At 67.7% G+C, this 10,378-nt stretch carries 10 protein-coding genes; 4 read left to right on the forward strand and 6 right to left on the reverse strand.

What is annotated here, in order from left to right; all coding sequences use genetic code 11:
• Positions 1-243: MerR family transcriptional regulator (locus LK10_RS13525; protein WP_043124654.1), on the reverse strand; the 243-nt coding region annotated here is incomplete at its 3' end.
• A 135-nt stretch (positions 244-378) separates the two neighbouring features.
• Between LK10_RS13525 and LK10_RS13530 the strand changes: the two genes are divergently transcribed.
• The 3 genes from LK10_RS13530 (at position 379) to LK10_RS13540 (ending at position 4,600) form a co-directional block, all read left to right on the forward strand.
• The gene (locus tag LK10_RS13530) at positions 379-1,263 is read left to right on the forward strand and encodes an HAD-IIA family hydrolase (RefSeq protein WP_081998539.1); all 885 of its coding nucleotides are present in this window, start codon (positions 379-381) and stop codon (positions 1,261-1,263) included.
• A 151-nt stretch (positions 1,264-1,414) separates the two neighbouring features.
• Positions 1,415-2,152 carry an HAD family hydrolase gene (locus LK10_RS13535; RefSeq protein WP_043124643.1) on the forward strand — a complete coding sequence of 246 codons (738 nt, stop codon included), beginning with the start codon at positions 1,415-1,417 and terminating at the stop codon, positions 2,150-2,152.
• A gap of 72 nt (positions 2,153-2,224) precedes the next feature.
• Positions 2,225-4,600, forward strand: a complete 2,376-nt coding sequence (locus tag LK10_RS13540; RefSeq protein ID WP_043124646.1) for a glycoside hydrolase family 65 protein — start codon at positions 2,225-2,227, stop codon at positions 4,598-4,600.
• Between the two features lies 1 nt (position 4,601).
• Here LK10_RS13540 and LK10_RS13545 read toward each other — a convergent pair whose 3' ends face one another.
• Together LK10_RS13545 and pyrE are read right to left on the reverse strand one after the other, a co-directional pair.
• Entirely contained in the window at positions 4,602-5,699 is a 1,098-nt protein-coding gene (locus LK10_RS13545; protein WP_231567768.1) for an alpha/beta hydrolase, read from the reverse strand.
• On the reverse strand, positions 5,665-6,252 hold the full coding sequence (pyrE, locus tag LK10_RS13550; RefSeq protein WP_043124648.1) for an orotate phosphoribosyltransferase: 588 nt from the start codon (positions 6,250-6,252) through the stop codon (positions 5,665-5,667). The genes LK10_RS13545 and pyrE overlap by 35 nt, the downstream gene beginning before the upstream one ends.
• A 71-nt stretch (positions 6,253-6,323) precedes the next feature.
• Here pyrE and LK10_RS13555 point away from each other — a divergent pair, with 71 nt between their 5' ends.
• A complete protein-coding gene (locus LK10_RS13555; RefSeq protein WP_081998540.1) occupies positions 6,324-7,928 on the forward strand; it encodes a stealth family protein in 1,605 nt (534 codons plus the stop codon).
• 168 nt (positions 7,929-8,096) lie between these two features.
• On the opposite strand, the gene LK10_RS13560 is transcribed toward LK10_RS13555, so the two are convergent.
• From LK10_RS13560 to LK10_RS13570, 3 genes are all read right to left on the reverse strand, one after another.
• Entirely contained in the window at positions 8,097-9,050 is a 954-nt protein-coding gene (locus LK10_RS13560; protein ID WP_052207341.1) for a phosphodiesterase, read from the reverse strand.
• Positions 9,051-9,294: 244 nt separating this feature from the next.
• Positions 9,295-9,795: a gluconokinase gene (locus LK10_RS13565; RefSeq protein WP_231567769.1), complete on the reverse strand. Its 501-nt coding sequence runs from the start codon at positions 9,793-9,795 to the stop codon at positions 9,295-9,297.
• Positions 9,796-9,809: 14 nt separating this feature from the next.
• Positions 9,810-10,378, reverse strand: a 569-nt coding sequence (locus tag LK10_RS13570; protein WP_043124651.1) for an enolase C-terminal domain-like protein, incomplete at its 5' end; no start/stop codon positions are given.

Below are 10,378 nucleotides of genomic sequence, written 5' to 3' on the forward strand. Positions count from 1 at the left end.
GTCCTCGATCACGCTCGTCACGAGGCCGGCGAAGCTGTTGCGCGCCGAGCGGGCCACGCCGCTTGAGTCGCGGGGCGTGCTCGCCTGCCGGCGGGCGAGGTCGGCGAGTTCGGCGCCGTCGACTGCGGAGCGTCCGGAGGGGTCCTTCGTGGCGGTGAGGACGCCGGAGTCGACCCAACGGCGCACGGTGTCGTCGCTCACGCCCAGGAGGCTCGCGGCCTCGGCGATTCGGATGAGGGGCATGGCACGAGTCTAGAGGCGCAGATGCGGAAGCAGAAGCTGTTCCGTTCCGCATCTGCGGATGTGCGGAAACTCATTCCCACGGGTAACAGGCGAGGTGGAAGACTGGACCAAGACCGTCCCCCATTAGGAGGAACCATGGCCGACCCCACTTCCACGACCGCCGAGCGCGACGGCTCTCTCGCGACCCCTCCGGACACCGACACGATCCCCACCCCGGCCCCCGTGGGGAGCAAGGTCGTGTACCGCAGCGGCGAGGAGATCGAGTGCTGGCTGACCGACATGGACGGCGTGCTCGTCCACGAGAACCACCCCATCCCCGGCGCCCCCGAACTCATCCAGCGCTGGGTCGACACGTCCAGGCGGTTCCTCGTCCTCACGAACAACTCGATCTTCACACCGCGTGACCTCGCGGCCCGTCTCCGCTCCTCGGGGCTGTCCATCCCCGAGGAGAACATCTGGACCTCGGCACTCGCGACCGCGGTCTTCATCAAGGACCAGATGCCGGGTGCACGGGTTTACTGCATAGGCGAGGCCGGGCTCACGACGGCGCTCCACGAGGCTGGCGTGATCCTCACCGACCAGGACCCGGACTACGTGGTGCTCGGCGAGACGCGCACCTACTCGTTCAACGCCATCACCACGGCGATCCGCCTCATCGTGGACGGTGCGCGCTTCATAGCGACGAACCCCGATGCGACCGGCCCGTCGAAGGAAGGCGTCCTGCCCGCGACGGGCGCGATCGCTGCGCTCATCACGAAGGCCACGGGGCGCGAGCCGTACACGATCGGCAAACCCAACCCCATGATGTTCCGGTCGGCGATGAACCAGATCGACGCCCACTCCGAGACCACGGCAATGATCGGCGACCGGATGGATACGGACATCGTCGCTGGCATGGAGGCCGGGCTCCACACTGTCCTGGTCCTCTCCGGGATCACCCAGCAGCAGGATATTCAGACGTTCCCGTTCCGCCCGAACCAGGTCGTGAACTCAGTCGCTGAGCTGTTGAAGCAGCTCTAGTCCGGGCAGACGGAACGGTCGTGCCGGGGCTTCCGCCAACGGCCTTGTAAACGCTTGCAGCACCTGCTTACACTCTTCCGGGCGTCGGGGCCCATAAGCTCACTGCTCAACAAGAACACCCGCCGCTCCCGGCGCTGAACCAGTTAGGACAATGCCGATGCTGTCCCAGACCAAGCTTGACATCTGGACTGGCACCGAAGCCCTGCTCTTCGATCTGGACGGGGTCCTCACTCCCACGGCGGTCGTCCACGAGCTCGCGTGGCGCCGCCTCTTTGAGGAATACCTCGCCGCCGTCGGCCGCGGCCCCGAGTACGCCGACGCCGATTACTTCGACCACATCGACGGCAAGCCCCGCTTTGACGGCGTCCGCGATTTCTTGGCCTCCCGCGAGATCACGCTTCCCGAAGGCCCGGATGACGACGACGCCGCCCACGAGACAGTCCAGGGCCTCGGCAACCGGAAGAATCGCCTCTTCAATTCGATCATCGAGACGGAAGGCGTCGATCCCTATCCCGGATCGGTGCGCCTCGTGGAGGCTGCCCAGGCGCGCGGCCTCAAGCTCGCCGTCGTCTCCTCCTCCCGCAACGCCCCGGCCGTGCTCCGGGCGGCAGGCCTCGCGGGCGCCTTTCCGGTAGTGGTCGACGGCGCGGTGGCGGCTCGCGAGGGCCTGCCCGGGAAGCCGGACCCCTCGACGTTCGTCCGCGCCGCCGAGCTGCTCGGCGTGCCAAGCTCGGCCTGCGTCGTCGTGGAGGATGCCGTCTCCGGCGTCCAGGCGGGCGCGGCGGGCTATTTCCGAGCCGTCGTCGCCGTGGACCGCGGAGCCGGGGCCGACGTCCTCAAGGCGGCCGGTGCGACCTACGTCGTCGACGACCTCGCCGAACTCATCTAGACCCTCCTGCAAAAACCCCTGCGGACCGGGCGCCGAACAGCCCGGGCCATCCCCTCCAGAAACGGCACCTCCATGACCCTTGTCACCGCAGACCGTCACCGCTTCCCGCTCGACGAGTGGGCGCTTGTCGAGGCAAGCCACGTCCCCGGCACCGAGGGAACGCTCGAGACGCTCTTCAGCCTCGGCAACGGCCACCTCGGCATCCGCGGAGCGCACATGGCCGAATCCGACGGAGCCCTTCCCGGCACGTTCCTCAACGGCTTCCACGAGACGTTCGACATCCGCCATGCGGAGAGTGCGTACGGCTTCGCGAAGCAGGGCCAGCGCATCCTGTACGTTCCTGACGCCCACGAGACGGTCGTGCGTGTGGACGGCGAACAGCTCAGCCTGGCCAGCTCCGAGGTCGCCGACTTCCAGCGGCGTCTCGACTTCCGCACGGGCGTCTACGAGTCCACCATCGTGTGGCAGTGCCTGTCCGGCGCACGCGTCACGACGCGCGAGCGGCGGGTCATCGGCGCGGCCTCGCGCGCGAGCCTCGGAATCGAACTCGAGATCAGCGCGGACCGCCGGATCGTCGCGGACGTGGCTTCCGTCGTCGTCAACCGCCAGGACCAGCCGCGCGATGACCATTCGGACCACGATCCGCGCCGCGCGGGCCGCCACGCGGGCCGCGTCCTCGACTCCGCTCTCGCGGAGGGCGCCAACGGGAACCTGCGCCTCGCGTGGACCACGGTGGCCTCGCGGCAGCACGTCGCGGTCGCCGTCGACCACGTCGCGAACACGCCCATGCCGCCCTTCTCGACCGAGGCCGAGGCGGATCGCGGGAGCGTCCGCTACGTCCTGCCGATCGATCCGCACGAGACGTTCCGCCTCGAGAAGCGTGTGAGCTACGCGGTGGGTGCGGAGAACGCGCCCGATCTCGCGGGCGATGCGCTCGAGCCGACTGGCTGCGTGAGTGCCCTCGCAGAGGCCGCTGCAGCCTCGCTTCGCACATTCGACGAGCTCCTCGAGGAGAGCCGGGCCCGCTTCGAGCGATACTGGGCGGCCGCGGACATCAAGATCGGCGGATCGCCCGAGCTCCAGCAGGCCGTGCGCTGGAACCTCTTCCAGCTCGCGCAGGCGACCTCGCACGCGGGCGTCGCGGGCGTTCCGGCGAAGGGTGTGACCGGTTCGGGCTACGAGGGGCACTACTTCTGGGACCAGGAGATCTACGTCCTCCCCTACCTCACCTACACCGACCCCGAGGCGGCCCGGCAGGTGCTGCAGTTCCGCCACGAGATGCTGCCCGCCGCCGCGGCGCGGGCCTCCGAGCTCAACGTGGACGGCGTCCTGTTCCCGTGGCGCACCATCAACGGCCAGGAGGCGAGCGCCTACTACGCGGCGGGCACGGCGCAGTTCCACATCAACGCGGCGATCGCCTACGCCGCCGCACGCTACGCGTGGGCCAGCGGGGATCAGGAATTCCTCGGAGGCATAGGCGGCGAGCTGCTCATCGAGACCGCCCGCATGTGGGCCTCGCTGGGGTTCTTCGGCAAGAACGGCCAGTTCCACATCCACGGCGTCACGGGGCCGGACGAGTACACGGCGGTCGTTAACGACAACCTGTACACGAACGTCATGGCGCGCTTCAATCTGCGCGCCGCCGCGTCGCTCGCCCACCCGGCCGTCTCCGACACCGAGCGGCTCCTGTGGTCGCACATCGCAGAGCGCATGGCGCTTCCCTACGACCCGGACATGCGGGTTCACGCGCAGGACAACGACTTCATGACACTCGAGCCGTGGGACTGGGAGACGCCCCGCTCGCAGTACCCGCTGCTCCTGCACTTCCACCCGCTCGTCATCTACCGGCACCAGGTCCTGAAGCAGGCGGACGCCGTGCTCGCGATGCTCCTTCAGTGGCAGGACTTCACCGCCGAGGAGAAGCAGCGCGCGTTCGACTTCTACGACCCCATCACGACCGGGGACTCGACGCTCTCCGCCTGCGTCCAGGGAATCATGGCGGCCGAGGTCGGCTACACCCCCGAGGCGGTGCGCCACTTCAACACGGCCGCGTTCATCGACCTCGACAACCTGCACGAGAACACGATCGACGGCGTCCACACGGCCTCCGCGGGCGGCGTGTGGGCCGCGCTCGTGAACGGCTTCGCAGGCTTCCGCGACCAAGGGCCGTTGCCGTACTTCGACCCGCGCCTTCCTGAGGATTGGGAGAGCCTCGAATTCCGGCTGCAGCTCCAGGGCCGCTCCCTGCGCGCGCGGCTCACCCAGGGCCAGCTCGAGCTGCAGGTCGAAGCCGGGGAGTCCCTCGACGTGAGTGTGCGCGGCGGGATTGTCGCCGTCGGCTCCGAGCCCGTCGCGGTGGAGCTGGCTGCACCGCCGTCCCCCGAGCCGAGCGTCTTCCCGCGCCCGTTCCCGACCGCCGGCCTGAGCGCGCTGTCTTCGCTCTCGTAGGCTAGGCCACCCCGCCGCCCGCCCCTCCGATGGGGCGCGGCAGCGGGAGCAGCAGCGGGAGCAGCTTCCCGAGCACGTTGTTGTAGAGCGCCGCGTTCCACTGGGGGCTTGCGTGCGCTGGGAAGGCACCCGTTGTCTGGAGCGAGGACGAGACGAGATTGTCCGGGAAGTACTGCTGCCAGCGCGCCCGGGCCGAGTCGTAGTCCACGGTCTGGTCCCCGGGGTTCCCGATGAAGCCCATCTGGATCTGCCCCAATTCGCCAGTGAACCGGCTGCCCTCCCAGTCGTAGATGTACTGGGACTCCGTCTGGATGAGCACGCTCGACGGCGCGAGCGGCGTGAGCTGCTCGAGTGTCTGGTCGACGACCTGTGTCCAGGTCCGCTCGTGCTTGTTGACGATCCGTTCGCCGAGCTCGTAGCCGCCGCGAAGCACTGACGGAACGCGGAACCCCAGCTCGTACAGGTCGACGATGCCTTCGAACCAGGTCAGGTCCTTGACGTCGTACTTCGAGGCGGGCGAGGAATCGAGGACGATCGCGCCGACGCGAGGAACGTTCGCGCCGGTCGACGCCGCCAAGTCCAGCAAGCGGGACGCCACGTCGACGGCGAGCATCCCTCCGAACGAGTGCCCGTAGAAGTGCAGCTCCGTGAGCCGGTTCTTGTTCGCGTACCCGAGGATTGCCGCGATGACCTGGTCGACGTCGAGCCCGTCGTTCGAGTAGCCCACCGCCGCGAGCTGCCCGCGGTCTCCAAGCGACGGCGCGAGCAGCGTGATGATGAGCTGAGCCTCCTCCCAGCTGGTCTTGTAGCCGGGGAACAGGACCCAGGAGGTGCCGGGAAAGCGGCGCTTGGCGTCGTCGTCGTCCGCGGTGAGCATGACGGTCTGCCGGCGCTGGTTCTGGATCACCCGGGTTGTGAGCATGTCGGCAGCGAGGAGCCCCGCAGTGATGGACCCGCTCAGGAACGCGCGGCGCGAAATGCGCCGCATGCGCTCTGCCGAGCGCAGCATCGCGGCAAGGCGTCGGATCCCGGCCTCGTCGAGGCCGGGATCTCCTTGCGGCCGCTCAGTCGAGTCCGAGCTCATCCTTGCTGAAGGCATAGAGGTACGGCACGCCGGCCTCGGCCTCGATGCGCTCCTTCGCGCCCGTAGCGCGGTCCACAATGACGACGACGGCGGTCACCTCGCCGCCCGCGTTCCGCACGCCTTCGACGGCGGTGAGCGCCGAACCGCCCGTCGTCGAGGTGTCTTCGACGACGACGACCTTTCGACCCTCGACCGAGGGGCCCTCGACCTGCCGGCCCATCCCATAGGACTTCTGCGCCTTCCGGACCACGAAGGCATCGACCTCGCGGCCGGCCTCGCGCGCAGCGTGCATGATCGCTGTTCCCACAGGGTCGGCACCCATCGTCAGGCCCCCAGCGGCCTCGACGCCGACGCCAGCCTGATCGATGAGGTCGAGCATGACGCGGCCCACGAGCTGCGAGGCCTCATGGTGAAGGGTGATGCGGCGGAGGTCAATGTAGTAGTCCGCCTCCTTGCCGCTCGAAAGCGTCACGCGGCCGTGTACGACGGCGAGCTCCTTGATGAGCTCGAGGAGGCGCGCCCGGGCGGCGGCCAGGTCGGGCAGTGCTGAGTCAAGGGGCGCAGTCATGGCTACGATTCTAGTTGCTGCCTCCGACACGATTGGGCGGCGCCGCAAGCACAAGCGCGCGAAAGGCATCCATGGACTCCACGACCCCCGACGAGGTCTACTTCGCCACGCCCGACGCCGTGGAAGTCGAACCTGCGCAGGAGGTCACCTCTGCTGCAGCAGGACGGCGCCTCGCGGACCGTGACGACGTCATCAAGACCAAGCGTGGCTACGCGCTCATAAACCGGACCCTCACGCCGCACGAGGCGATGGTCGAGGATCTCCTGTTCGTGCGCGACGTGCTCGACGACGCGGGGATCCCCTTCCTCCTGGTCCGCGGCAATGACGCTCGGCCGGTCATCGCGGTCGACTGGACCCGGCGCAGAGACCTCCGCGACGCCCTCGTCGCCGCCTGCCGCAACGAGCCCTTCTACTCCATCACCGTCGACGCCAGGCAGCGCGACGCGCTGCTCGTGGCCGACGGGCGCCTCGCAGCGAACGCGACGGCTCGGATGTTCCGGCTCTACCGGCCCCGCCTCGAGCCCGAGGGGGGCCTCCTCTACAGGCAGGAGACCGGCGTCCAGATCGAGCTCTGGAAGTGGGAGGACGATCTCCTGCACCTCCCCATCGAGAACTCGCTCACGCGCCGCACGCTTCCCGGCACGGAGGCCGTCCGTGGAACCGTCGAGCGGTTTGGGCGCACGTGGCCAACGATCGAGAACATGTTCGCGGACCACGCGACGGATATCGACTTCGAGATCGACATTGTGTTCTCGTGGGTCGACGGGAGCGACCCCGACTTCCTGCGCTACCGGGCGTCCTTCCTCCCGGGCGTGCCCCTCGGCGAGGGCGATGAGGCAGAGGCCCGCTACCGCCAGATCAACGAGCTCAAGTACGCCCTGCGCTCCGTGCACATGTTCGCCCCATGGATCCGGCGGATCTTCATCTGCACCGACTCGAAGATCCCCGACTGGCTGGATGCAAGCCACCCGAAGATCACCATCGTCCGGGCCGAGGAGCATTTCCGGGATCCGTCAGTGCTGCCGGTGTTCAACTCACAGGCCATCGAATCCCAGCTCCAGCACATCGAGGGCCTCTCGGAATACTTCCTGTATTCCAATGACGACATGTTCTTTGGCCGGCCAATCGGCCCCGACATGTTCTTCTCACCGGGTGGAATCACCAAATTCATCGAGGCAACAACGCGCATCGGCCTAGGCGACAACCATCTCTCGCGATCGGGCTTCGAGAACGCGGCCCGGGTGAACCGCCGGCTCCTCTACGAACGGTTCGGACGCATCACGACCCGGCATCTCGAGCACGCCGCAGCGCCTATGCGAAAGAGCGTGCTGCTTGAAATGGAGGAGGAATTCGCGCCACAGTTCAAGGCGACGGCGGCGAGCCGCTTCCGCGCCAAGGACGACATCTCGGTCACGAATTCCCTGTACCACTACTACGCCCTGCTCACGGGGCGCGCGGTGACTCAGGCCAATGCCAAGGTCCTGTACGTGGACACCACGATGTATGCGGGGCTCGAGCTGCTGCGAAAACTCCTCAAGAAGCGCAATCAGGACTTCTTCTGCCTCAATGACGGCTCATTCCCCGAGGTCCCGGCGCAGGAGCGGCAGGAGAGGGTGACGGACTTCCTGGAGAAGTACTTCCCGATCCCCGCCCCATGGGAGCGCCCCCACCCCTAACCGTCTCGGGTACACCAACTCCCCCTCCCAGTCGTCTCAGGTACGCCAACTCCCCGCCATTTCTGTCTCAGGTACACCAACTACTGACACCCCAAGTGCCAGTCGGGGGGGCAGACAGAGTTGGCGTACCCGAAACGCCCTAGGAGGAGAGTTGGCGTACCCGAAACGTCAGAGGACTGGGAGGATGCCTGTCGTCGGGTGCGAGTCGTCGTGGAAGGCGCCCTCGTCCACGGGGAACTCGACTCCGGCTTGAGCGAGGATGCGTGCGACCTCGCTCGGCGCTACCTCCTTGCCGACCGTCTGGCCGCCCGCGGCTGGCACAACCGAATGCATGACGGTGTCGCCGTAGACATGCACCAGGTTGTACGCCTGGCCCGTGTCGCGGCCGCGAGTGCCGCGGATCCCGGTCTCAGCGTCGACGACGGCGGCGAGGTCCTGGGTGTAGCAGGTCGCCGAGGCAACAGAGACGGGGATGCCGGCGAACGTCGCGCTCGTGGAGTAATGGAGGTGGCCGGCAAGGATGGCGCGGACGTCGGTCCCCTCGAGCACTTCGGCGAGGGCGGCCTGGCCGCGCAGCTCGACGAGCACGGCAAGCTCCTGCACGCATGGCACGGGCGGGTGATGCATCGCGAGCAGGGTCCCGTCCGGCGCCGGGAACTCGAGCTCCTCCGCGAGCCACTCGAGCTGAGAGGGCTCTAGCTCGCCGTGGTGGTAGCCGGGCACGGTCGTGTCGAGGGTGATGACTCGCAGCCCTCCGAGCCAGTGGACCCGATCGAGGGGTTCGGTCGAGGGTTCCTCATCGAGGAGGGCACTCCGGAGGGCTGCGCGGTCATCGTGGTTGCCCATCGCCCAGATGAGGCGCGCGCCGAGACGCTCGGCCGCAGGCTCGGCGATCTTCCGGAGCCGCTCGTAGGCAGCGACCTGCCCGCGGTCGGCGAGGTCTCCCGTCACGATGATCGCCTCAGGTGAGCCGCCGGCGTCGGCCGCCTGCTCGAAGACCCGCTCGAGGCTCTCCCCCGAGTCAAGGTGACCACCGAGCTGACCGCTCGCGAGCAGGTGCGTGTCGCTGAGGTGGAGGAGGAAGTGGCGGGGCCGAGGATGCTCGGCCTTGACGGTGCCCATATCAGCCTTCTTGTCCGGTTTCGGGGTGCCCCCCAGTGCGCAGATGAAGTCAGTGCACACATGAAAAACGCACAAAAGCTTAATGTCCAGTGAACACGCGGCAAAACTGGGAGAAATCTCCCAATACATCCGTCGAAAGGGAGGACGACGGCGAAAGGCGCCTTTCGCCGTCGTCCTCCCTTGATTCTTCCCGGCTAGCCGAGGCCGCCCGACCAGCAAGAGTGACGGCGTAATGAAGTGACTCTTAGCGGGAGCGCAGCCACTCCGCGGCCTCGTGCGCGATCTGCTCCGGTGTCTGGGCGATGTCGAAGACCTCGCCCACCTCGTCGGGCTCGAGATCCTCGAGCGTCTCGATCTGGGAGTCGAGCAGGGCCGGAGGCATGAAATGGCCGGGTCGGGTCTTCATGCGCTGGGCGAGGATCTCATGCGTGCCTACGAGGTGCACGAACCGCGTGTCGGGCGCGGCGTGCCGGATGAGGTCGCGGTACTTGCGCCGAAGCGCGCTGCAGCCGATCACCATGACGCCGTCCGCCTCGGCCATCCGCTCGCCGATGATCCGCAACCACGGCTCGCGGTCCTCATCGGTCAGCGGAATGCCCGCGGCCATCTTGTCGATGTTGGCCTGCGGATGCAGCACGTCGCCGTCGAGGTACTCGCCGCCGAGCTCCTTCGCGAGCAACGCCCCCACGGTGCTCTTGCCCGAGCCCGAGACGCCCATCACGATGACGTGCAACACCTTCGGCACCCCGCCCACCTCCGTCACCAGTCGTGGACCGTGCCGTCGATGAGGCGGTTGTACGGCAGGTAGGCCTGCTGGTACGGGAACGACGCCGCGGCCTCCTCGTTGAACTCGACGCCCAGGCCGGGCTTGTCCCCGGGGTGGAGGTACCCGTCGATGAACGTCATGGACTGCTCGAACACCGTGTTCGTCGCGTCCGAGTGCTGCATGTACTCCTGGATCCCATAGTTGTGGATCGCCAGGCCCACGTGCAGCTGCGCCGCGAACCCCACCGGGGAGATGTCCGTGGGCCCGTGGAAGCCGGACTTGATCTGGTACTGGGCCGCGTAGTCCATGACCTTCTTCAGCGGGCTGATTCCCCCGAAGTGCGTCGAGGCGGCGCGCACGTAGTCGATGAGCTGCTCGCGGATGAGCAGCTGGAAGTCCCACACCGTGTTGAAGATCTCCCCGATGGCCAGCGGCGTCGTCGTGTGCTGGCGCACGAGGCGCAGCCCCTCCTGGTTCTCCGCGGGGGTGCAGTCCTCGAGCCAGAACAGGTCGTACGGCTCGAGCGCCTTGCCCAGCTTCGCGGCCTGGATCGGGGTCATGC

The sequence above is a fragment of the Sinomonas humi genome, assembly GCF_000802235.1.
GTDB lineage: Bacteria > Actinomycetota > Actinomycetes > Actinomycetales > Micrococcaceae > Sinomonas > Sinomonas humi.

Bases quoted from the DNA above. Each gene is read 5' to 3' on its own strand.
- LK10_RS13530 (WP_081998539.1), top strand. From the start codon at position 379: ATGGCCGACCCCACTTCCACGACCGCCGAGCGCGACGGCTCTCTCGCG.
- LK10_RS13545 (WP_231567768.1), bottom strand. From the start codon at position 5,699: ATGCCTTCAGCAAGGATGAGCTCGGACTCGACTGAGCGGCCGCAAGGA.
- LK10_RS13540 (WP_043124646.1), top strand. From the start codon at position 2,225: ATGACCCTTGTCACCGCAGACCGTCACCGCTTCCCGCTCGACGAGTGG.
- LK10_RS13560 (WP_052207341.1), bottom strand. From the start codon at position 9,050: ATGGGCACCGTCAAGGCCGAGCATCCTCGGCCCCGCCACTTCCTCCTC.
- LK10_RS13555 (WP_081998540.1), top strand. From the start codon at position 6,324: ATGGACTCCACGACCCCCGACGAGGTCTACTTCGCCACGCCCGACGCC.
- pyrE (WP_043124648.1), bottom strand. From the start codon at position 6,252: ATGACTGCGCCCCTTGACTCAGCACTGCCCGACCTGGCCGCCGCCCGG.
- LK10_RS13535 (WP_043124643.1), top strand. From the start codon at position 1,415: ATGCCGATGCTGTCCCAGACCAAGCTTGACATCTGGACTGGCACCGAA.